The sequence below is a fragment of the Nocardioides scoriae genome (genome assembly GCF_900104965.1).
In the GTDB taxonomy this organism is placed as follows: Bacteria; Actinomycetota; Actinomycetes; order Propionibacteriales; family Nocardioidaceae; genus Marmoricola; species Marmoricola scoriae.
Genome location: NZ_LT629757.1, coordinates 3512604 through 3533311 on the forward strand (window position 1 = coordinate 3512604; position 20708 = coordinate 3533311).

The following is a 20708-nucleotide window of genomic DNA, read 5'->3' on the forward strand; positions in this document are numbered from 1 at the left end:
CCCCTGTGGATCCCCGGTTGCCCCGACGGGCGACCGGAGGTGGGGTGGCCGCGTGGAGGTCGGTCAGGCGGTCCGGGAGCTCGGGGGACTGGCGTCCCGGGAGGCGCTGCTGCGCGTCGTCGCGGTGCGCGACCTCGAGCGGGCGGTCGTCAGCGGCGAGGTGGTGCGGATGCGGCGTGGGGTCTACGGTCTGCCCGGCCTGGACGCCGACCGAGCAGCGGCGATCGCGATTGGCGGGCCCCTGAGCCACCTGTCCGCGGCCCTGGCCCACGGTTGGAAGGTCAGGCTGCCCCCGGAACGACCGCAGGTCATGGTGCCGCGAGGCCGCAACGTCGCGCAGTCCCGACGGCGTGGGGTGGGCCTGCGGTGGGGCGCGGTGACGCCGCAGGAGCTGGTGGCCGGGATCAGGGGCGAGGTGGCCACTGTGCTCGACTGCGCCCGCGACCTGCCCCTCGAGGACGCCCTGGCCGTGGCGGACTCGGCGCTGCGCGCCGGAGTGCCGCGTGGGGATCTGCTGCGGGCCTGCTCCCGGCTGCCGCGCACGGGGCGGTCGCGAGCCCTCGAGGTGGTCGAGCTCGCGGACGCCCGCGCGGCCAACCCCTTCGAGTCGGTCGTGCGGGCCGTGCTGCTGGGCGTGCCCGGCACGTGCTTCGAGCCGCAGCAGTGGATCGGCACGCTGGGCCGGGCCGACCTGCTCGACCGACGGCTGCGGCTGGCGGTGGAGGCCGACTCGTTCGAGTTCCACGCCGATGCGGCTGCACTGCGTCGCGACACCGAGCGCTACAACGCCTTCGTCGGCGAGGGCTACCGGGTCGTGCGCTTCGCCTGGGCACACGCGATGTTCGACCAGGACTACGTACGGGCCACCGTCACCGCGGCGGCGCGTGTGCAGGAACGATCAGTTCGCTCCTGCGGCACCTGCACCGCCGCCTGAGCGTGCGGGTCGCCGACCGAGCTGATCGTCGTCCCGCACGCCCGGGCGTGGCAGGTGTGCCGGGTGGCCTCAGGCGCGGCGCGCGCGGGCGGCGGTGCGACCGCGGGTGTTGGCGTCGAGGTCGACCTTGCGGATCCGGACGGCGTCGGGAGTGACCTCGACGCACTCGTCCTCGCGGCAGAACTCCAGCGACTGCTCGAGGGAGAGCTTCTTGGCGGGGACCAGCTTCTCGAAGTTGTCCGAGGAGGAGGCGCGGACGTTGGTCTGCTTCTTCTCCTTGGTGATGTTGACGTCCATGTCGTCGGCGCGGGAGTTCTCGCCGACGATCATGCCCTCGTAGACCTCGGTGGTCGGCTCGAGGAACATCACGCCGCGCTCCTGCAGGTTCGTCATGGCGTACGCCGTGGCGGCGCCCGCCCGGTCGGCGACGAGCGAGCCGTTGGAGCGCGAGCGGATCTCGCCGGCCCAGGGCTCGTAGCCCTCGAAGACCTGGTGGGCGATGCCGGTGCCACGGGTCTCGGTGAGGAACTCGGTGCGGAAGCCGATGAGGCCGCGCGCCGGCACCAGGAACTCCATCCGGACCCAGCCGGTGCCGTGGTTGGTCATCTGCTCCATGCGGCCCTTGCGGACGGCGAGCAGCTGGGTGATCGCGCCGAGGTACTCCTCCGGCGCGTCGATCGTCAGGCGCTCGGTCGGCTCGTGGACCTTGCCGTTGACCTCGCGGGTCACGACCTGCGGCTTGCCGACGGTCAGCTCGAAGCCCTCGCGGCGCATCTGCTCGACCAGGATGGCCAGCGCCAGCTCGCCTCGGCCCTGCACCTCCCAGGCGTCGGGACGCTCGGTCGGGAGCACGCGCAGCGACACGTTGCCGACGAGCTCGGCGTCGAGCCGGTCCTTGACCAGGCGGGCGGTGACCTTGGTGTTCTTGGTCGGGCCGCGGCCGGCCAGCGGGGAGGTGTTGGTGCCGATCGTCATCGAGATGGCGGGCTCGTCGACCTTGATCAGCGGCAGCGCGACGGGGTTCTCGGCGTCGGCCAGGGTCTCGCCGATCATGATGTCGGGGATGCCCGCGATCGCGACGATGTCGCCGGGGCCGGCCGACTCGCCGGGCTTGCGCTCGAGCGCCTCGGTGACGAGCAGCTCGGTGATCTTGACGTTCTTGGTGGTGCCGTCGGTGCGCATCCAGGCGACGGTCTGGTTCTTCTTCAGCGTGCCCTCGTGGACCCGCACCAGCGCGAGCCGGCCCAGGAAGGGGCTGGCGTCGAGATTGGTGACGTGGGCCTGCAGCGGCTTGCCCTCGGTGTACGTCGGCGCGGGGATCGTCTCGAGGATCGTCCGGAACAGCGGCTCGAGGTCCTCGGAGTCGGGCACCTCGCCGTTCTCGGGGGCCTCGAGCGAGGCCTTGCCGGCGCGGGCCGAGGCGTAGACGACCGGGAAGTCGAGGGCGTCCTGGCTGTGGGAGTCGTCGAGCAGGTCCATGAAGAGCTCGTAGGTCTCGTCCACGACCTCGGCGATGCGGGCGTCGCCGCGGTCGGTCTTGTTGACCACCAGCACGACGGGCATGTCGGCGTTGAGCGCCTTGCGGAGCACGAAGCGGGTCTGGGGGAGCGGGCCCTCGGAGGCGTCGACCAGCAGCACGATGCCGTCGACCATCGACAGGCCGCGCTCGACCTCGCCGCCGAAGTCGGCGTGACCGGGGGTGTCGATGATGTTGATCGTCATCGGCTTGCCGTCGGCCGAGGGGCCGGCGTAGTGGATCGCGGTGTTCTTCGCGAGGATCGTGATGCCCTTCTCGCGCTCGAGGTCACCGGAGTCCATCGCCCGCTCGTCGACGTGCTGGTGGGCGCCGAACGCGCCGCCCTGCCAGAGCATCTTGTCGACCAGGGTGGTCTTGCCGTGGTCGACGTGCGCGACGATCGCGACGTTGCGCAGGTCGGTGCGCGAGCTGCGGGCGGACGGGTCTGTCTGGGGCGTGGACATGCGGCTGAACCTTCAAGTCGAGGAGGTCGCTCGACTCGGGACGAGGAGGCGACCCGAGCAGTTTATCGCCCGCGAGGTGGTGCTCGGGACACGGTGAGGGTGGGGCTCACTACAGTGCATGCGTGGCCGAGACCCCAGCAGCCGACCGGGCCGACGTCGGCGACCCCTTCCGGGTGCTGTTCGTGTGCGTCGGCAACGTCTGCCGCTCCCCGCTGGGCGAGCGCCTGGCCGCGGCCCTGCTGCCCTCGTCGTTCGAGGTCTCCAGCGCCGGTGTCGGCGCCCTGGCCGGCCAGGGCATGGACCCCGACGCCGCGGCCCAGCTGGCGCGGCTCGGCGGGTCCTCCGAGGGGTTCGTCGCCCGCCAGCTCACCCCGGCGATGGTGCGCGAGGCCGACCTGGTCCTGACCGCGACCACGGCGATCCGCTCCCGGGCGCTGGAGGAAGCGCCGACCGCACTGCGCCGCACCTTCACCCTCCGCGAGCTCGCCGCCCTGCTCGACGTGGTCGAGGACCCGGGCGCGGGTCCCGCCGCGCTGGTGCGGGCGGCCGCGCAGGAGCGGTCGCGGGCGCAGCTCGAGCGCTACGACGTCGTCGACCCCTACCGCCGCGGCAGCGAGGTCCACGCCGAGGCGGCCGCCGAGATCGACGCCGCGGTCCGCCGCGTCGTCGCCGCGCTGGCGCCCTAGGACCAGGAGCCGGTTTGGCCGGGCGCCAGGCGGCCGTGCGACGCTGGACGGCATGCCCGCTCGACCCCTGCTCCGCCCCGCCTCCCTCCGGGCCGCCCGCTCCGCCCTGCGGCCCGCGACCCCGCTGCTGCTCCTGCTGCTGGTCCTCACCACCGCCTGCGGCGGCTCCGGCGACGACGCCCCGGCCGCGCCCCGGAGCAGCGCGTCGGCCTCGCCCGAGGCCACCCGGGAGCTGCGCGCCGGCACCTGCTGGGGCGACCAGCAGCTCCCGCAGGCGCTCGGCGAGGAGGGCTTCACCGCCTGGTCCGAGAAGTACGCCGGAGGCGACGCCGACCTCGCCGAGTCGATGCGCGACGACGCGGCCTTAACCGACGAGGTCGACTGCGACCGGGCGCACGCCCTCGAGCTGTACGACGTGGTGGAGCTCCCCGCGGCCCTCGACCGCCGCGTCACGTCGTACGCCGACCTGCTCGACCAGGACTCCGCCCTCCACGACCGGGTCCGCGACCAGGTCAACGACCGCTGCCTGGCCGGCTCGACGTACGGCAGGGCGCAGCGGCGCGCCGGCGACCTCCCGGTCCAGCTCGGCCCCTCCCTGGCCCCCGACAGCGGCCTGCACCTGGCCTGGGACCCGTTCCCGGCCGACCTGTGGGAGCAGGGCCAGCGCAAGTTCGTGTGCACCTTCGAGCAGGACGAGCCCGGCACCCTCGCCTTCGCCGACCTGGCGACGCGGCGCACCCCGGTCGGCGCGCGCGTCTGCCTCGACACCCCGGGCCGCAGCGTCGCGTGCCGCCAGCCCCACCAGGGCGAGGAGATCGGCGAGATGATCCTCAACACCGCGGTCGCGCGGGGCGACGTGCAGGGCGAGCGGGCGGTGCGCACCGGCACCGACGGGAGGTACGTCGCGCTCAGCGACGCGGAGTACGCCCGCCTCGACCGGGTCTGCCAGACGCTCTACCGGACCGTCTCGACCGGCCGCGAGGACATCGTGGGCCGGGCCTACCCGGGCGCGGTCGACCAGTGGCCCAACGACCAGGGCGTCTACGTCGCCAGCTGCTTCGCCGTCGACGGCCTGGACCCGCTGCGCAAGGTCCGCGGCACGGTCTTCGACCGGGGCTGACCCACCCGGTGGGCCGCCGGGGGCTCAGCCCTCCCGGTGCACCTTGTGCTGCGCCGCCTGCGCGCGGGGGCGCACGACGACCTCGTCGATGTCGACGTGGGGCGGCAGCGAGGCCACCCAGCGGACGATCTCGGCGACGTCGCCGGCGGTGAGCGGCTCGGCCACCCCGGCGTAGATCGCGTCGCGCTTGGCCTCGTCGCCGGCGAAGCGCACCAGCCCGAACTCGTCGGTGGCGACCATGCCGGGGGCGACCTCGGTGAAGCGCAGCGGCTCGGCGACGTGCTCGAGGCGCAGCGTGCGGGTCAGGGCGGCGACGCCGTGCTTGGCGGCGACGTAGCCCGCCCCGCCCTCGTAGGCGACGCGGCCAGCGGTGGAGCCGATGTTGACGACCAGGCCGCCGCCGTCGGCGCGCAGGGCGGGCAGCAGGGCCTGGGTGACGCGCAGCACCCCGAGCACGTTGACGTCGTACATCCGGGCCCAGGTGTCGGCGTCGGCCTGCTCCACGGTGGCCGCGTCGAAGGCACCGCCGGCGTTGTTGACCAGCACGTCGAGGGAGCCGTGGGAGTCCGCGACCTGCCGGCCCAGGGCCTGGACCGCGGCGGTGTCGGTGACGTCGCAGACGATCGCGGTGCCGCCGATCTCGGCGGCGAGCTCCTCGATCCGCTCGGCGCGCCGCGCGGCGCACACGACGTGGAAGCCGTCGCCGGCCAGGGCGCGCGCGGTGGCGGCGCCGATGCCGCTGCTGGCGCCGGTCACCAGGGCGGTGCGGGTCGTGCCAGAAGTCGTGCCAGAAGTCGTGGCGGGGGTGCTCACGGAGTCCTCCAGGGGGATCGGCTGCGGACCGGTGGGGTCCGCGCGTCATGATAGGCAGCGCAGCAGCGAGGTCGGACGGCACACGTCGCGACCACCGGGCCGGACGCGCGCGCACGTGGCCCCGGACGAGAGGGGCAAGGGTGGTGAGCACGCTCCACCGCGTCGCCATGGTCAGCCTGCACACCTCCCCGCTCGACCAGCCGGGCACGGGGGACGCCGGCGGCATGAACGTCTACGTCCTGGCCCTCTCGCGCCGCCTCGCCGCCCGCGGGGTCGAGGTCGACGTGTTCACCCGCAGCACCGACAGCACCCTGGACCCCGTCGTCGACGTCACCGACGGCATCCGCGTCCACCACGTCTCCGCCGGCCCCTACGAGGGCCTGACCAAGCACGAGCTGCCTGCCCAGCTGTGCGTCTTCGCCCGCGAGGTGCTGCGCGCCGAGGCCTACCACCCGGTCGGCTACTACGACCTCGTGCACAGCCACTACTGGCTCAGCGGCCAGGTGGGCGCCCTGGCCCGCGACCGCTGGGGCGTGCCGCTGGTGCACACGATGCACACGATGGCCAAGGTCAAGAACGCCGCGCTCGCCGAGGGCGACACCCCCGAGCCGATGGCGCGGCTGATCGGGGAGGAGCAGGTCGTCGAGGCCGCCGACATGCTGGTGGCCAACACCGACGACGAGGCCCGCCAGCTGGTCGACCTCTACGGCGCCGACCCCGGCCGGGTGCAGGTCGTCCACCCCGGCGTCGACCTCGACACCTTCCGCGACGTCGGCACCCGCGCGGCCCGCGAGCGCCTCGGCCTGCCCGTCGACGGCGAGCTGATCACCTTCGTCGGCCGGATCCAGCCGCTCAAGGCCCCCGACGTGATGCTGCGCGCCGTCGCGGTGCTGCTGCGCGAGCGGCCCGAGCTGCGCTCGCGCCTGACCGTCGCGGTGGTCGGCGGCCCGTCCGGCTCGGGCCTGGAGCGCCCCGACGTGCTGGTCCGGCTGGCCGACGAGCTCGGCATCACCGACTCCGTGCGGTTCGTGCCGCCGGTGGCGCAGGCCGGCCTGGTCGACTGGTACGCCGCCTCCTCGCTGGTCTGCGTGCCGTCCTACAACGAGAGCTTCGGGCTGGTCGCCGTCGAGGCGCAGGCCACCGGCACCCCGGTCGTCGCCGCGGCCGTCGGCGGGCTGACGACCGCGGTGGCCCACGAGCGGTCCGGGCTGCTGGTCGAGGGCCACGAGCCCGCGTCGTACGCCGCCGCCTTCGCCCGCGTGCTGCTCGAGCCCGGACTGCGCGACCGGCTGGCCGAGGGGGCCCGCGTCCACGCCGCGCAGTTCGGCTGGGACCGCACGGCCGAGGCCATGATCGAGGTGTACGCCGCGGCGCACGAGAAGATGCGCGCCGACCTCAGCGGCCTCGCGCTCTGAGGTGCCTGCGGGTCCACCTGCCAGGCTGGGGCCCATGACCGACCCGACCACCCCGACCCCGCAGGCCCCCGGCGACCTGCAGCCCGACGACCTCGCCCCGGCCCGCCGCGACGCCCTCGACGCGCTGGTCCGGGTGCTGCGCGAGGCCGGGCTGGAGTGGACGCAGGTCTCGCCGACCTCCCTCATGGTCGAGCTGCCCGGGGAGAAGAAGCTGCAGACCCCGGCCCGCTTCGACGTCGGCACCCACGCGCTGGCCGTGCACGCCTTCGTGTGCCGTCGCCCCGACGAGAACTTCGAGGGCGTCTACCGCTGGATGCTGGAGCGCAACATGAAGATGTTCGCGTTCGCGTTCGCGCTCGACGGGGTGGGCGACGTCTACCTCGACGCCAAGCTGCCCCTCGAGGCGACCACGCCCGAGACCGTCGACCGGCTGCTCGGCGCGGTGCTGGAGTACGCCGACGGCTCGTTCAACACCCTGCTCGAGCTCGGGTTCGCCACCTCGATCCGCAAGGAGTGGGAGTGGCGGATCTCGCGCGGCGAGTCGGTGCGCAACCTGGAGGCCTTCCGCGGCCCGCTCGGGCTCGACCGGCTCGGCACGCCGAGCGGCGAGTCCTCCTAGGAGGGGGGCCGCGCGGCGACCTCGGCCGACGCCCGCGGCCGTGGCACCCGCCGCGCGACGGCCACGCCGACCAGCGCGGTCACGCCGCCGACGTACGCCAGGGCCGGCGGCGCCTCGCCGAGGAACACCAGGCCGAGCACGATGGTGATCGGCGGCACCAGGTAGGTCGTCACGCCGAGCCTCGACGCGCTCGTGTGGCGCAGCGCGACGGCGTACGTCGTGAACGCGACGGCCGTGGGGAAGACGCCGAGGTAGACCAGCCACAGCAGCGACGACGTCGGCGCGTCGCCGACCTGGCGGACCAGGTCGCCGGCGAAGGGCAGGCAGACCACGGCACCGGTCGTGCAGGCCATCCAGGTCACGTGGACGGCCTTGAGGCGGCCCATCAGCGGCTTCTGGAGGACCACGCTGACGGCGTACACGACCGCGGCCAGCAGGCACAGCGCCACGCCCAGGACGGGGGAGGCGTCGTCGGAGGTGCCGGGCGCCCCGCTGCCGTGGCTGGAGGCCGCGATCAGCGCGACGCCGCCGAAGGACAGGGCCAGGCCGAGCGCCAGGGTGGTGGTGAACCGCTCGCCGAGGAACAGCGCCGCCAGCAGCGCGATCAGCACCGGCGCCACCTGGATCAGCATCGACGCCGTGCCGGCGTCGACGAGCCGCTCGCCGGCGTTGAGCGCGACGTTGTAGACGCCGAACCACAGCACCCCGATGGCGAGCACCGGGAGCCAGTCGGCCCGGCGGGGCCGGGCCTCGCCGGTGGGCAGGCCCTGCGCCAGCGCCACGACCCCCAGGCACAGCGAGCCGACGAGCAGCCGACCCAGCGAGAGCGCGCCCGGGGTGAAGTCGGCGGCGAGGTGGCGGATGGCCACGAAGGCCGAGGCCCAGAAGAGCAGCGTGACGCCGATGGCGGCCAGCGGCAGCCAGCGGGGGACGGTGGGCACAGGAGCGGCGTCGCTCATCTCCAGGACGCCTCGGTGCGCTCGACCAGGTCGGCCACGACGGCCTCCAGGGAGCCGGTGCCCTCGAAGCGGGCGCGCTGCCGGGTGGCGCCGGTGCCGCGGGCCAGCAGGTCCTCGAGGCCGTCCTCGACCAGGGCGAGGTCGCCGGCCTCCTCCAGCGCGGGACCGACGTGGCGCAGCAGCGAGGCCATCGCCGCGCGGGCCGGCACCAGCTCCTGGACGGCCGGGTCGACCAGCCGCTCGGCCAGGCCGTGGCGCGCGGCGCGCCAGCTCGCGGCGCGCAGCAGGTCGCTGCGCCACGACGGCTGCGGCTCGGCCCCGGCCGCGGTCGTGACCAGCCCACGGGTGAGCGCGGTGACCAGGACGGCGTCCTCCACCTCGGTGCAGACGTCGGCGACCCGCACCTCGACCGTCGGCCACTCGGCGGCCAGCCGCGCGTCGAAGTAGGCCATGGCGGGGTCCAGCGCAGCCCCCCAGCCGACCAGCTGCTCCACCACCCGGTCGTACGTCGCGGGGTCGCCGAACGGCTCGCCGGTGCCGTGGGAGGGCCAGCGGCCCCAGATCTGGGAGCGCCAGCTGGCGTGGCCGGTGTCGCGGCCCTCGGCGTACGGCGAGTTGGCGCTGGCGGCGAGCAGCAGCGGCAGCCACGGGGCGATCGCGTCGAGGACCCGGACGCCCTCCACGCGGCTGTCGATGTCGACGTGGACGTGCATCGCGCAGGCGAGCGAGGAGCGGGCCAGCTCGGCGTACTGCTGGCGGATCTGGAGGTAGCGCGGCTGCGGCGTCACCGTGACCTCGCCGTCGACCAGCACGGGCGTGGCCACCGCGACCGCGGCGGCGCCGGCCGCCCGGGCCGCCTCCCCGACCGCCCGGCGGCTCTCGCGCAGGTGCGCGGCCAGCTCGTCCATCGAGGTGGTCGGCGGCGTCTGGCTCTCGATCTGCTGGAGGAACAGCTCGGCCTCGACGGGGGCGTCGGCTGCGGTCTCGCCGGGCGTCGACATCCGCTCGTCGTGCGCGCGGACCGCCTGGCGGGAGACCGCGGTCAGGCAGCCGGTCGCGGGGTCGACGAGCAGCAGCTCCTCCTCGACCCCCACCTTGCGCACGCCCACGCGGGTGAGTCTGCCCTGCGGGGACGGCCGCGTCGCGCCGCGGGTCCGCTCAGAGGTCGAGCTTGTAGCCGAGGCCGCGCACGGTCGTCAGCAGCTGGGGCTCGGCGGGGTTGTCCTCGAGCTTGGCCCGCAGCCGCTTGACGTGCACGTCGAGGGTCTTGGTGTCGCCGACGTAGTCCGATCCCCACACCCGGTCGATGAGCTGCCCGCGGGTCAGCACCCGACCGGGGTTGCGCAGGAACATCTCGAGCAGCTCGAACTCCTTGAGCGGCAGCCGCACCTCGTCGCCGGCCAGCGTCACCAGGTGGCGCTCGACGTCCATCCGCACGGCGCCGACCTCGAGGGTCATCGGGGCCAGGTCGGGCTCGGCGCCGCGGCGCAGCACGGCACGGATCCGGGCGACCAGCTCGCGCGGCGAGTAGGGCTTGGTGACGTAGTCGTCGGCGCCCAGCTCGAGACCGACCACCTTGTCGACCTCGTCGTCCTTGGCGCTGACCATGATGACCGGCACGTTGGAGGTCTGGCGGATCTGGCGGCAGACCTCGGTGCCGGGCAGCCCGGGCAGCATCAGGTCGAGCAGCACGATGTCGGCGCCGGCGCGGTCGAACTCCGTGAGCGCGTCGGGCCCGGTCGCGGCGATGGCGACCTCGAAGCCCTCCTTGCGCAGCATGTAGGCGAGGGCGTCGCTGTAGCTCTCCTCGTCCTCGACGACCAGTACGCGGGTCATGCGTTCTCCTTGAGCGGTTCGGTGGCGTCCGGGGCGGACGCAGGGGGCAGGCCCGGCTTGCGGGGCAGGGTGAGGGTGAAGGTCGAGCCCTGGCCCTCCACGGACCAGACCCGGACCTCGCCGCCGTGGGAGGCGGCCACGTGCTTGACGATCGACAGGCCCAGGCCGGTGCCGCCGGTGGAGCGGTGGCGGGCGGGGTCGACGCGGTAGAAGCGCTCGAAGATCCGGTCGATCTCGGAGGACGGGATGCCGATGCCCTGGTCGGTGACCGCGAGGTCGACGGTGGTGTCGTGGCCGGTGGCCGAGACGACGACGGTCGAGCCCTCGGGGGAGTAGGTGACGGCGTTGGCGACCAGGTTGCCCAGCGCGACCGAGATCTGCTCGCGGTTGCCGAGCAGCCACAGGCCCCGGGTGCCCTGGTGGACCACGGTGATGCGGCGGGCCTGGGCGTCGGTCGCCGACTCGTCGATGGCCCGGGCCACGATGGCATCGGCCTCGACGGCGAGCGGCTCGACCAGCGGGTCGTCGCCCTGCAGCCGCGAGAGCTCGATGATCTGCTGCACCAGCCGCGCCAGCCGGTCGCTCTCCTTGTGCATCCGCCCGGCGAAGCGCTGCACCGCCTCGGGGTCGTCGGCGGCGTCGATGACGGCGTCCGAGAGCAGCTTGATGGCGCCCACGGGCGTCTTGAGCTCGTGGCTGACGTTGGCGACGAAGTCGCGGCGGATCGACTCCACGCGGCGCTCGCGGGTCCGGTCCTCGACCAGCGCGAGCACCAGCTGGGAGCTGAGCGGGGCGACCCGGGCGGTGACGTGGCGCGAGGGGAACCCCGGTCGCTGCATCAGCAGCTCGGTCTCGCGGATCTGGCCGTCGCGGCGCACCTGCCTCACCAGGTCGGCGAGCTCGCGCTCGGTGATCTCCTGCCCGCGCACGATCCCCATGGCGATCGCGGGCGCCGAGGCCTTGAGCACCGCGTCGCTGCCGTCGACCACCAGCGCGCTGCTGCGCAGCACCGAGAGCACTGCGGCGACACCGGGAGGCAGCGGCGGCTCGAGGACCGGGGCGGGGCGGCGCTGGCGCTCGCTCACGCGGAACGCGAGCACCGTGCCCCCACCCAGCACTGCCCCGAGCAGCGCGAAGAGGAGGGCCTGGACCGTCGGGCTCACGTCCTCGATCGTACGCAGAGTTTCACCTGGGGTTTCGCCACCGTGGAGCCCTTTCCAGGGCTGTTCACGCCTCGTTCACGCAACGTCGCCAACACTTCATCCGTCTCGGCTTAGGTTGGGTCCATGCGCGATGCCTACACCGACCAGCTCGACTCGATCCGCGACGACCTCGTGGGCATGGCCCGCCTCGTCCGCGAGGCGGTCACCGAGGGCACGACCGCGCTGCTCGAGGGCGACGCCCAGCGGGCCGAGCAGGTCATCTCCGGCGACGCCCAGATCGACGCGCTGCGCGAGAAGCTCGAGGAGCACAGCTTCGAGCTGCTCTCCCTGCAGAACCCCGTCGCCGGCGACCTGCGGATGCTGGTCGCGTCGCTGCGGATGGTCAGCGAGTTCGAGCGGATGGGCGACCTGGCCGTCCACGTCGCCAAGATCGCCCGGCTGCGCGTCCCCGAGATCGCCGTGCCGACCTCCGTGGTCCCGATGATCGAGCGGATGGCCGCCGTCGCCGAGGTGATGATCGCCAAGGTCGAGCACATCATCGCCGAGTCCGACGTCGCCGCTGCCGAGGAGCTCGAGCAGGTCGACCAGGAGATGGACAAGCTGCGCCGCAACTCCTTCCGCGAGCTCCTGGGCTCCGACTGGACCTACGGCGTCGAGCCGGCCGTCGACATCGCCCTGCTCGGCCGCTACTACGAGCGCATCGCCGACCACGCGGTCTCGATCGCCCGCCGGGTCGTCTTCCTCGTCACCGGCGAGCACCCGCAGTACGCCGGCAACGCCGCCACGCTGTAGCGCTCCCGGGGCCCCGGCCGACCGGGTCCCCCGGGCCGACCGGCCGGCCCCACCGGGACCGGCGGTCAGCGCCCCTGGTTGGCCACCGCGGCAGCCGCGGCGGCCGCGGCCTCGGGGTCGAGGTAGCGGCCACCGGGCGTGACGGGTCGGTGGTCCTCGTCGAGCTCGTAGACCAGCGGCATGCCGGTGGGGATGTTGAGGCCGGCGATGTCCTCGTCGCTGATGCCGTCGAGGTGCTTGACGATGGCGCGGAGGCTGTTGCCGTGGGCGGCCACGAGGACGGTGTGGCCGGCGTCGAGGTCGGGCACGATCGCGGACTCCCAGTAGGGCAGCATCCGCACGATCACGTCGGCGAGGCACTCGGTGGCGGGCATCTCGGCACCGAGGTCGGCGTAGCGCGGGTCGCCCGCCTGGGACCACTGGTCGCCGTCCTCGATCGGCGGCGGGGGCACGTCGAAGCTGCGGCGCCAGGTCATGAACTGCTCCTCGCCGTACTGCTCGAGGGTCTGCTTCTTGTCCTTGCCCTGCAGCGCGCCGTAGTGGCGCTCGTTGAGGCGCCACGAGCGGCGCACCGGGATCCAGTGGCGGTCGGCCGCGTCGAGGGCCAGGTGGGCGGTGGTGATGGCGCGGCGCAGCAGCGAGGTGTGCACGACGTCGGGGAGCAGGCCGGCCTCGACGAGCTGCTCGCCACCGGCGGCGGCCTCGGAGCGGCCCTTCTCGGTGAGGGCCACGTCGACCCAGCCGGTGAACAGGTTCTTGGCGTTCCAGTCGCTCTCGCCGTGACGGAGCAGGATCAGGGTCCGGGTCTGGCTCATGGCACGGATCCTAGACGGGCTCCGGCCAGGCGTACGCCGCGGCGAGCGCGGGCGGGTCGGGCCAGCGGGTGCGGAAGACTTCGGTCGGGCTACGGCGCAGCCGACTCCGAGGGCGACGCCGACGGGGACTCCGACGGGGACGCGGAGGGGGACTCGGACGGCGACTCGGAGGGGGAGGCCGACTCCGACGGGCTCGGCCCGACGCTGGAGAACTCCTCCTCCGCGGCGACGACCGGCACGTTGATCTCGGTGGTCTGCCCGCTCTGGAAGGTGAGCGTCAGCCGGGTGTAGCCACCGGCCTTGATGCCCTCGCCGGTCACGGCGATCTGGTCGACGGAGTCGTCGGCGAGGTTGACGATGCTGTCGGGGTCCAGCGCCACCGGGCTGGTCAGCTCGACCTGGACGTCGGACCCGGTGATGGTGTCGAGCTGGTCCTCCTGGTCGAGCTCGGTGTTGACCAGCGAGGAGATGAAGCGGCCGGACCCCTCCTCCTCGGAGACCACGACGGCCCCGAGCACGTCGACGGAGTCGCCGCGCTCGTTGGCGCCGACCCCCGGCTGGTAGACCTGGTCGGTCTGCGCGTCGAAGCCGCAGGCACCCAGTGCGGGCACCAGCAGGGCGAGCGAGGCGGCGGCAAGACGTCGGCGTACGGGCGTCAACATGGCGGAGGTCCTCTCGCGCGGTCAGGAAGGCAGGGGCGAGCCTATCGCTCAGCGGGCGATGCCCGCGGTGAGGGCCACGTAGGCGCACCCCGCGAGCACGAGCGCGGTCAGCGCCGCCGTCGCCAGCAGCAGCCTCGGGGTGCCCGTGCGCAGCGCGATCCGCAGCGGCAGGTGGCGCACCGTGCCGCGGTGGTCGGTCACCAGGTCGGGCAGTGCCACCAGCACGTGCACGAGCACGCCCAGCACCGCCACCAGCACCACGAACGACGTCACGGGCGCGGTGCCCTCCGCCTCGCGGCCCCACCCGCCGAAGCTGACGAAGCCCGCCAGCAGCGCGAACGTCGCCGCCCACCCGACCCACGACAGCAGCCCGCGGTGCAGCCAGCGGTCGTGGACCACGCCCACGACCAGGCTCGCCAGCAGCAGCGCTCCGGCGACCAGGCCGTTCTGCAGCGACAGCGGGACGGCGAGCAGCACCAGCACGGCCAGGGCGTACGTCGCGTTGCCGCGCGGCACCAGCCCCGACGCCAGCGGCTTGCCGGGCGCCTGGGTCTGCCGGTCCTCCTCGGTGTCCACGAGGTCGTCGATGAGGCCGAGCGCGAGCTGCACGACCAGCACGGCTGCGCCGCTGACCAGCCACTCGCGCGGCGGCCGGCCCATCAGGGCGACCAGCACGGCGACCGCGACGCCGAAGGCCAGCGCCTGCCGCGGGTGCATCGCGCTCACGACCGCCCGGAGCTGCCCCACGAGCGAGGTGCGGGGCGGCTCCCCGGGGGTGCGCGCCGCCGAGCCCGGCGATCCGGGGCGGGGCGGTGGCGTCCGCGCGGGCTTGTCGGAGGGCCGCACCGTCCGCTGCCGCGTCCCGCCGGAGCTGTCGGTGTCGCCGTCGGTGCCGGTCGAGGGCGTGCTCATCGTGCGCTCACGCAGCGCAGTATCGACCATCGCGCCGCCGATGAGGAGCCTTTCGGCCAAGCGCCGCCGGGACGGCCCGTCGGGCGTCCCCGGGGGCGACGGGAGGGGGGTCCGCGGGGGTGCTCCCAGGGGTGCCGGCGACGCGACGGGAGAGATCGCGGAGCGGGGCCACACCGTTCCCACCGCACGCGAGGAACACACGATATGCGGAGTTGTCAAGCCCCGAAAACGGCTCTGACCTGCGGAAACAGGGGATAGGCGACCCTGGCAACCGTGTTAGACTGGTCACCTCGAAAGGGGAACACATCAATATGACTTTCACTGTCGGCGAAACGGTTGTCTATCCGAATCACGGGGCCGCGGTCATCGAGAACATCGAGATGCGCACCATCAAGGGCGAGGAGAAGCAGTACCTCGTGCTCCGCATCGTCGCCCAGCAGGACCTGGTCGTGCGGGTGCCCGCCTGCAACCTGGACCTCGTCGGGGTCCGCGACGTGGTCGACAAGGCCGGTCTCGACCGCGTCTTCGAGGTGCTCCGGGCGGTCGTGCCCGACGAGCCGACCAACTGGTCGCGTCGCTACAAGGCCAACCTGGAGAAGCTCCACTCCGGCGACGTCATGAAGGTCGCCGAGGTCGTGCGCGACCTGTGGCGCCGCGAGCGTGACCGTGGCCTGTCGGCCGGCGAGAAGCGGATGCTGGCCAAGGCGCGCCAGATCCTCGTCTCCGAGCTGGCGCTGGCCGAGCACACCAACGAGGACAAGGCCGAGACCATCCTCGACGAGGTCCTCGCCTCCTAGGCGACACCCTCACCTGCGTCACCACGAGCCCCCGGGACCACTCCCGGGGGCTCGTCGCGTCTGCGCCCTAGGGTGGGCGCCATGAGCAGCCAGGGCTGGGACCCGTACGACGAGACGCCGGCCGTCCTCGGCCTGGTCCCCGTCGAGGGGCGTGGCTCGCTGCCCTTCGCGCTGGTCCACGGCGAGTCCCTGGTCGCGTCGGCGTCGTGGGCGCTGAGCACCGCCGGGATCGACCTCTACGACCTGTCCGTGCCGTTCGAGCAGGTCCGCGAGGCGGGGCTGGTGCTGGTCGTCCACGACCCGCTGTGCCCCCTGACGCCGGCGTCCTTCCTGGCCGAGTGCGTGACCGAGGCCCAGCGGACCGGCGCCGTCGTGGTCGGCGTGCGCCCGGTGACCGACACCGTCAAGGCGTACGCCGCCGAGGCGTCCGGCGTGCTCCGGCTCGGCGCGACCGTCGACCGCGAGACGCTCGTCTGCCCGACCTCGCCCGTCGTGCTGCCCGCCGCCGTGCTGGCCGCCCTGGACTCGCTCGAGGTGGACGACCTGGCCGCGCTGGTGGCCTCCCTCTCGGAGCGGTTCCCGGTGCGCCACCTGCTGGCCCCCGCGCTGGGCCGCCGGGTGGTCGACGAGTCCGACCTGGCGGTCCTGGCCGCGCTGAGCGCCGCCACGGCCACCTCCTCGGGATCCGTCGGGGTCGACTCGGACGGGCTGCCGGACGGGCTGCCGGACGGTGGGCTCAGTCCGGACGGCCCCGGCTGAGCAGCTCCCCGGCCAGGGCGACGTCCTCGGCGAAGGTGACCTTGAGGTTGGCCGCGTCGCTGGGCACCCCCACCACGGCGACCTCGGAGTAGCGCTCCAGGCAGGCTGCCGTGTCGGTGCCGACGAAGCCGTCCTCGTGGGCGCGGGAGTGCGCGTCGAGCAGCTCCGCGGCCCGGAACGCCTGCGGGGTCTGCACCGCCACCAGGGCCGGCGCGGCCCGCCCGGCACGGGTCAGCAGCGGTGGCACCCGGGTGACGGGGATGGCGCCCCCGTGCTCGACGGCGGCCGCGACGACCTGGCGCCACAGCGACGCCGGGGCCAGCGGCCGGGCGGCGTCGTGGATCGCCACCACGTCGAGCTCGCCCGCCTCGATGTCGGGTCGCAGCACCTGCACCGCCCGCCACTCGGAGTCGTGGCGCTGGGTGCCGCCCGCCACCACCCACAGGTCGTGCGACCCCAGGTGCGGGGCGACGGCCTCGCGCACCGCGTCCTGGTCCGCGGGGCGCACCACCAGCACGACCCGGTGCACGCCCTCGAGCGCGAGCACCGTGCGCACCGACCACACCAGGACCGGCACGTCGCCGAGGGGGAGCAGCACCTTGTTGACCTCGGCGCCGACGCGGGTGCCGGAGCCCGCCGCCAGCAGCACGGCGGCGGTGCGGGGGGTCGGGGCGCTCACGAGGCGCGGTCCCGGCTGGCGGCCGCGTCCCGGCGCACGTGCGGGCGCGCCAGCGTCGCCAGGGCGGCCGAGACGACGCGCTCGCGCTCCAGCGGCAGCATGTGGCCGGCGCCGGGGGCCACGGTCAGGTGGGCGTCGGGCAGCCGCTCCAGCAGCCGCCGGGCGTGGCTCGGCGGGGTGAGGACGTCGCGGCTCCCGACGAGCACCCGCACCGGGATGCCCGCGAGGACCGCGAGGGCGTCGGCCCGGTCGTGGCGCAGGCAGTCCTCGTAGTAGCCCACGACGGTGGCGCCGGGGCAGCTGATGAGCCCCTCCACGGCGAGCGCGGCGTCGGCCAGCCGCATCGGGGTGCCGAACAGGAAGGTGCGCAGCAGCAGCCGCTCCACGATCGGCGCCCGGCGCCGGGCGCGGCGCGACAGGGTGCGTGAGCGCAGCGCCAGCACCCGCGGGATCTGCGACCGCAGCAGCGGGCCGGCGTCGGGCAGGCCGAGCGTGACGGTGTCGAGCTGCCCGCTCGAGGTGGAGACCAGGGCGACGCCCACCACCCGCTCGAACAGCTCGGGACGCTGCTCAGCGAGCGCCATCAGGGCCATGCCGCCGATGGAGTGGCCCGCGAGCAGCAGCGGACCGGTCGGGGCCAGGGCGTCGACGAGGTCACCCCAGTCGCGGGCGAGCAGGTCGATGCGCGCGCCGGCGCGGGTCACCGGGCTCGACTCGCCGTGGCCGCGGTGGTCCCAGGTGACGATCCGGACGTCGTGGCCGAACTCCCGCATCAGGTCGCGCACCTGGTAGTGCCAGTCCTGCTGGTTCAGCGTCCAGCAGTGGGCGAGGAAGACGGTCAGCGGCGCGTCGTCGGGGCCGTACGTCGTGACCGCCAGCCGCAGTCCGTCGAAGGTGCGCACGGGTCCTTTCTAGCGCCTAGTTGAGGCTCGCGTCCTCGGGCAGGGTCGAGAGCATCGCCACGGGTCCGGGCTGGCGGCGCAGCACCTGGCGCCACAGGCCGCCGGGATCGTCGCTGAACAGGTCGTGGTCCTCGGCCGGCGCGAGGTGCCAGCTGCCGGAGTCGATCTCGTCGTCGAGCTGGCCCGGGCCCCAGCCGGCGTACCCGGCGTAGACGCGCAGCGCCGAGATCAGTCCGACGTACTCCTCCGGCGGCCGGTCGAGGTCGAGGATGCCCAGCGTGGCCGACAGCGGCTGCCAGGCCTCGGGGACGCCGGCGCCGGAGAGGCGGGCGACGGCGAGCGCGGCGTTGCCCTCGACCGGACCGCCCTCGAAGAGCACCTGGGGCGCGCTGGTGAGGTCGCTCCACGAGGCGAGCACCTCGCCGACGGGCGTGGTGGCGGGCCGGTTGAGGACGACCCCGAGCGAGCCCGAGTCGTCGGAGTCGAGGACCAGGACGAGGGTGCGGGCGAAGCGGGGGTCCTGCAGGGTCGCCGAGGAGATCAGGAGGGATCCGCGGGCGGGCTGCATGGTCCATCGTGACACCCCGGAGGGGGGCGCGTCAGGGGCCCGCCCGGCTGACACCCGACGACGCTCCGCCGGGGCTCAGCCGGCGCGCACCAGCAGGGCCGTCGCCAGCGCCGCGAGACCCTCGCCCCGGCCGGTGAGGCCGAGGCCGTCGGTGGTGGTGGCGGTCAGGGAGACGTCGATGCCGTGCCGCTCGCGGATGCCCGCCTCCGCCTCGGCGCGGCGGGCCGAGAACCGCGGCCGGTTGCCGACGAGCTGGCAGGCGACGTTGCCGACCTCCCAGCCGGCCTCCCGGACCCGGCGCAGCGCCTCGGCGAGCAGGTCGTGGCCGGCCGCTCCGGCCCACTGCGGCTCCGAGGTGCCGAAGTTGCTGCCGAGGTCGCCGAGACCGCTGGCCGAGAAGAGCGCGTCGCAGATCGCGTGCAGCACCACGTCGCCGTCGGAGTGGCCCTCGGGGCCGACCTCCTCGTCGCTCCAGTCGAGCCCGGCGATGCGCATCGGGCGCCCGGCGGCGAGGCGGTGGACGTCGGTGCCCAGACCGATGCGCAGACCGACGCGCAGGCCGGTGGGTCGAGCCTCGGCGGGGCCTTCGCCTCGGCGCTCGGCGGTGCTGTCGTCGGTGCCGTGGGTGGGGCTCCCGCTCGGGCTTCCGGCGGGGGGCGGGGAGGAGGTCACGGGTCGATCATCGCGCGCGACGGCCCACGCCGTCGGCGCCCGGGCCGGTCCCGTGGTCGGGGTGAGACGATGGCGGGGTGACGACGACCGTGGAGCAGCCGGACGTCGGCGTCGCCCGGACGCCGCCGTCGCGGGGCGTGCTCGCGGTCGCGGGGGTCGTCGCCGGCGCCAGCGGCATCGCGCTCAGCCAGGCCACCGCGTGGGCGCTGCGGCTCGACACCTCGCCGGTCGGCGCGGTCGCCGCGGTGGTGCGCGACGCGACGCCGGGCCGCCTCGCCGAGGCCCTCATCGGGCTGGTCGGCACCCTCGACAAGCCGCTGCTGCTCGGCGGCACCGTGCTGGTCCTGCTCGCGGTCATCGGGTACGCCGCCAGCTGGGTGCGGCGGGTCCCGCTGGTGCCCGACCTCGTGTTCCTCGCGCTCGGCGGCGTCGGGCTCGCCGCGGTGATGTCGCAGCGACCCGGCGGCGTCGGGGCGCCGCTGGCCGTCCTGGTCGGCCTGATGACCTGGGTGGTGTCGCTGCGGCTGCTGACCGGCCCGCTGCTCGACGACCGCCACGGCACCGACGCCGACGCCCGCCGCCAGTTCCTGCGCCGGGTCGGCCTGGTCGTCGTGGGCGCCGCGGCGGTGACGGCCGCGGGCCGCTTCGCCGGGGGCGCGCGCCGCCAGGTCGAGCAGTCCCGACGGCTGCTGCGGCTGCCGGTGCGGGCGGGCGACGTGCCGCAGGCCGCCGACCTCAAGGTCGGCATCAGCCCGTGGCGGACCCCGAACGCCGACTTCTACCAGATCCACACCGCCCTGGCCTCGCCCACGATCCGCCCCGAGGACTGGGAGCTGCGCATCCACGGGCTCGTCGACCGGGAGGTGCGGGTCGGCTACCAGGACCTCGTCGGGCGGGAGCTCACCGAGGCCTGGGTGACGCTGTGCTGCGTGTCCAACGAGGTGGGCGGCGACCTCGTCGGCAACGCCTTCTGGTCCGGCGTGCCGGTGCGCGAGCTGCTGGCGCGGGCCGGCGTCGACGCCTCGGCCGACTGCGTGCTCCAGACCTCCGACGACGGCTGGACCTGCTCCACCCCGCTCGAGGCCCTCACCGACGACCGCGACGCCCTGCTGGCCGTGGCCATGAACGGCCAGCCGCTGCCCGTGGAGCACGGCTTCCCGGTGCGGGTCGTGGTGCCCGGCCTCTACGGCTACGTCTCGGCGACCAAGTGGGTCGTCGACCTCGAGGTCACCCGCTTCGCCGACGTCACCGCCTTCTGGACCGAGCGCGGCTGGGGCGAGAGGGGCCCGGTCAAGACGCAGTCGCGCATCGACGTCCCCCGCGACGGCGAGAGCCTCGCCGCGGGCCGCGTCGCCCTGGGCGGCGTCGCCTGGGCCCAGCACACCGGCATCGCGAAGGTCGAGGTGCAGGTCGACGGGGGAGCGTGGCAGGAGGCCGAGCTGGGCGGCGTGCCGGACGACGACACCTGGGTCCAGTGGCTGCTGCGCACCGACCTCGACGAGGGCGACCACGAGGTCGTCGTGCGCGCCACGGACAAGAGCGGCTACACCCAGACCCCCGTCGAGACCGACGTCGTCCCCGACGGCGCCACCGGCTGGGACTCGCGGCGGTTCCGGGTGGGCTGA

At 74.4% G+C, this 20708-nt stretch carries 22 protein-coding genes; 9 read left to right on the forward strand and 13 right to left on the reverse strand.

What is annotated here, in order from left to right; genetic code table 11:
* Positions 1–52: 52 nt before the first annotated feature.
* Positions 53–934: a PDDEXK family nuclease gene (locus BLU55_RS16650; protein ID WP_091732012.1), complete on the forward strand. Its 882-nt coding sequence runs from the start codon at positions 53–55 to the stop codon at positions 932–934.
* A gap of 69 nt (positions 935–1003) precedes the next feature.
* Here the strand turns inward: BLU55_RS16650 and typA are convergent, their stop codons facing one another.
* Positions 1004–2914, reverse strand: coding sequence for a translational GTPase TypA (gene typA / locus BLU55_RS16655; RefSeq protein WP_091732015.1), 1911 nt, complete (start codon positions 2912–2914; stop codon positions 1004–1006).
* 122 nt (positions 2915–3036) lie between these two features.
* On the opposite strand from typA, the gene BLU55_RS16660 reads away from it, so the two are divergent.
* On the forward strand, positions 3037–3600 hold the full coding sequence (locus BLU55_RS16660; RefSeq protein ID WP_091732017.1) for an arsenate reductase/protein-tyrosine-phosphatase family protein: 564 nt from the start codon (positions 3037–3039) through the stop codon (positions 3598–3600).
* A gap of 52 nt (positions 3601–3652) precedes the next feature.
* On the forward strand, positions 3653–4720 hold the full coding sequence (locus BLU55_RS16665; protein ID WP_091732020.1) for a hypothetical protein: 1068 nt from the start codon (positions 3653–3655) through the stop codon (positions 4718–4720).
* A 24-nt stretch (positions 4721–4744) separates the two neighbouring features.
* Here the strand turns inward: BLU55_RS16665 and BLU55_RS16670 are convergent, their stop codons facing one another.
* Positions 4745–5479 (reverse strand): SDR family oxidoreductase, encoded by a 735-nt coding sequence (locus BLU55_RS16670; protein WP_231917197.1) that lies wholly within the window; start codon positions 5477–5479, stop codon positions 4745–4747.
* A gap of 197 nt (positions 5480–5676) precedes the next feature.
* On the opposite strand from BLU55_RS16670, the gene mshA reads away from it, so the two are divergent.
* Both mshA and BLU55_RS16680 read left to right on the forward strand, forming a co-directional pair.
* A complete protein-coding gene (gene mshA / locus BLU55_RS16675; protein WP_407938392.1) occupies positions 5677–6948 on the forward strand; it encodes a D-inositol-3-phosphate glycosyltransferase in 1272 nt (423 codons plus the stop codon).
* Between the two features lie 34 nt (positions 6949–6982).
* The gene (locus BLU55_RS16680; RefSeq protein WP_091732028.1) at positions 6983–7567 is read left to right on the forward strand and encodes a type III secretion system chaperone family protein; all 585 of its coding nucleotides are present in this window, start codon (positions 6983–6985) and stop codon (positions 7565–7567) included.
* On the opposite strand, the gene BLU55_RS16685 is transcribed toward BLU55_RS16680, so the two are convergent.
* Genes BLU55_RS16685 through BLU55_RS16700 form a run of 4 tightly spaced genes read right to left on the reverse strand, consistent with a single transcriptional unit; the run spans position 7564 to position 11525 of the window.
* The gene (locus tag BLU55_RS16685) at positions 7564–8526 is read right to left on the reverse strand and encodes a DMT family transporter (RefSeq protein ID WP_091732031.1); all 963 of its coding nucleotides are present in this window, start codon (positions 8524–8526) and stop codon (positions 7564–7566) included. The genes BLU55_RS16680 and BLU55_RS16685 overlap by 4 nt on opposite strands.
* On the reverse strand, positions 8523–9635 hold the full coding sequence (locus tag BLU55_RS16690; protein ID WP_091732034.1) for a carboxylate-amine ligase: 1113 nt from the start codon (positions 9633–9635) through the stop codon (positions 8523–8525). The genes BLU55_RS16685 and BLU55_RS16690 overlap by 4 nt, the downstream gene beginning before the upstream one ends.
* Before the next feature lie 49 nt (positions 9636–9684).
* Positions 9685–10362: a response regulator transcription factor gene (locus BLU55_RS16695; RefSeq protein ID WP_091732037.1), complete on the reverse strand. Its 678-nt coding sequence runs from the start codon at positions 10360–10362 to the stop codon at positions 9685–9687.
* The gene (locus BLU55_RS16700) at positions 10359–11525 is read right to left on the reverse strand and encodes a sensor histidine kinase (protein WP_091732040.1); all 1167 of its coding nucleotides are present in this window, start codon (positions 11523–11525) and stop codon (positions 10359–10361) included. Before BLU55_RS16700 ends, BLU55_RS16695 begins: the two co-directional genes overlap by 4 nt.
* 123 nt (positions 11526–11648) lie before the next feature.
* On the opposite strand from BLU55_RS16700, the gene phoU reads away from it, so the two are divergent.
* Positions 11649–12317, forward strand: coding sequence for a phosphate signaling complex protein PhoU (phoU, locus tag BLU55_RS16705; protein WP_091732043.1), 669 nt, complete (start codon positions 11649–11651; stop codon positions 12315–12317).
* Positions 12318–12382: 65 nt separating this feature from the next.
* On the opposite strand, the gene BLU55_RS16710 is transcribed toward phoU, so the two are convergent.
* From BLU55_RS16710 to BLU55_RS16720, 3 genes are all read right to left on the reverse strand, one after another.
* Positions 12383–13132 carry a phosphoglyceromutase gene (locus BLU55_RS16710; protein ID WP_091732046.1) on the reverse strand — a complete coding sequence of 250 codons (750 nt, stop codon included), beginning with the start codon at positions 13130–13132 and terminating at the stop codon, positions 12383–12385.
* A gap of 89 nt (positions 13133–13221) precedes the next feature.
* Complete coding sequence (locus tag BLU55_RS16715; RefSeq protein WP_091732049.1) at positions 13222–13794, reverse strand: hypothetical protein; 573 nt, start codon at positions 13792–13794, stop codon at positions 13222–13224.
* A 48-nt stretch (positions 13795–13842) separates the two neighbouring features.
* A complete protein-coding gene (locus BLU55_RS16720; protein WP_157682924.1) occupies positions 13843–14706 on the reverse strand; it encodes a UbiA family prenyltransferase in 864 nt (287 codons plus the stop codon).
* Between the two features lie 311 nt (positions 14707–15017).
* On the opposite strand from BLU55_RS16720, the gene BLU55_RS16725 reads away from it, so the two are divergent.
* Together BLU55_RS16725 and BLU55_RS16730 are read left to right on the forward strand one after the other, a co-directional pair.
* Positions 15018–15503 (forward strand): CarD family transcriptional regulator, encoded by a 486-nt coding sequence (locus tag BLU55_RS16725; RefSeq protein ID WP_056541086.1) that lies wholly within the window; start codon positions 15018–15020, stop codon positions 15501–15503.
* Positions 15504–15584: 81 nt separating this feature from the next.
* A complete protein-coding gene (locus tag BLU55_RS16730; protein ID WP_157682925.1) occupies positions 15585–16262 on the forward strand; it encodes a glycosyltransferase family protein in 678 nt (225 codons plus the stop codon).
* Here BLU55_RS16730 and BLU55_RS16735 read toward each other — a convergent pair.
* From BLU55_RS16735 to ispF, 4 genes are all read right to left on the reverse strand, one after another.
* Positions 16240–16941: an IspD/TarI family cytidylyltransferase gene (locus tag BLU55_RS16735; protein WP_091732056.1), complete on the reverse strand. Its 702-nt coding sequence runs from the start codon at positions 16939–16941 to the stop codon at positions 16240–16242. The genes BLU55_RS16730 and BLU55_RS16735 overlap by 23 nt on opposite strands.
* Positions 16938–17843 carry an alpha/beta fold hydrolase gene (locus tag BLU55_RS16740; protein WP_091732059.1) on the reverse strand — a complete coding sequence of 302 codons (906 nt, stop codon included), beginning with the start codon at positions 17841–17843 and terminating at the stop codon, positions 16938–16940. The genes BLU55_RS16735 and BLU55_RS16740 overlap by 4 nt, the downstream gene beginning before the upstream one ends.
* A 16-nt stretch (positions 17844–17859) precedes the next feature.
* The gene (locus BLU55_RS16745) at positions 17860–18411 is read right to left on the reverse strand and encodes a YqgE/AlgH family protein (protein WP_091732062.1); all 552 of its coding nucleotides are present in this window, start codon (positions 18409–18411) and stop codon (positions 17860–17862) included.
* A 75-nt stretch (positions 18412–18486) separates the two neighbouring features.
* Positions 18487–18969, reverse strand: a complete 483-nt coding sequence (gene ispF, locus BLU55_RS16750; protein WP_091734127.1) for a 2-C-methyl-D-erythritol 2,4-cyclodiphosphate synthase — start codon at positions 18967–18969, stop codon at positions 18487–18489.
* A gap of 191 nt (positions 18970–19160) precedes the next feature.
* Here ispF and BLU55_RS16755 point away from each other — a divergent pair, with 191 nt between their 5' ends.
* The gene (locus BLU55_RS16755; RefSeq protein WP_231916922.1) at positions 19161–20708 is read left to right on the forward strand and encodes a molybdopterin-dependent oxidoreductase; all 1548 of its coding nucleotides are present in this window, start codon (positions 19161–19163) and stop codon (positions 20706–20708) included.

Excerpts from the sequence above, each read along its gene's own strand:
- BLU55_RS16695 (WP_091732037.1), bottom strand. The coding sequence starts at position 10,362 with ATGACCCGCGTACTGGTCGTCGAGGACGAGGAGAGCTACAGCGACGCC.
- BLU55_RS16665 (WP_091732020.1), top strand. The coding sequence starts at position 3,653 with ATGCCCGCTCGACCCCTGCTCCGCCCCGCCTCCCTCCGGGCCGCCCGC.
- BLU55_RS16685 (WP_091732031.1), bottom strand. The coding sequence starts at position 8,526 with ATGAGCGACGCCGCTCCTGTGCCCACCGTCCCCCGCTGGCTGCCGCTG.
- BLU55_RS16725 (WP_056541086.1), top strand. The coding sequence starts at position 15,018 with ATGACTTTCACTGTCGGCGAAACGGTTGTCTATCCGAATCACGGGGCC.
- BLU55_RS16715 (WP_091732049.1), bottom strand. The coding sequence starts at position 13,794 with ATGTTGACGCCCGTACGCCGACGTCTTGCCGCCGCCTCGCTCGCCCTG.
- BLU55_RS16720 (WP_157682924.1), bottom strand. The coding sequence starts at position 14,706 with ATGAGCACGCCCTCGACCGGCACCGACGGCGACACCGACAGCTCCGGC.
- phoU (WP_091732043.1), top strand. The coding sequence starts at position 11,649 with ATGCGCGATGCCTACACCGACCAGCTCGACTCGATCCGCGACGACCTC.
- BLU55_RS16745 (WP_091732062.1), bottom strand. The coding sequence starts at position 18,411 with ATGCAGCCCGCCCGCGGATCCCTCCTGATCTCCTCGGCGACCCTGCAG.
- BLU55_RS16710 (WP_091732046.1), bottom strand. The coding sequence starts at position 13,132 with ATGAGCCAGACCCGGACCCTGATCCTGCTCCGTCACGGCGAGAGCGAC.
- BLU55_RS16730 (WP_157682925.1), top strand. The coding sequence starts at position 15,585 with ATGAGCAGCCAGGGCTGGGACCCGTACGACGAGACGCCGGCCGTCCTC.
- BLU55_RS16680 (WP_091732028.1), top strand. The coding sequence starts at position 6,983 with ATGACCGACCCGACCACCCCGACCCCGCAGGCCCCCGGCGACCTGCAG.
- typA (WP_091732015.1), bottom strand. The coding sequence starts at position 2,914 with ATGTCCACGCCCCAGACAGACCCGTCCGCCCGCAGCTCGCGCACCGAC.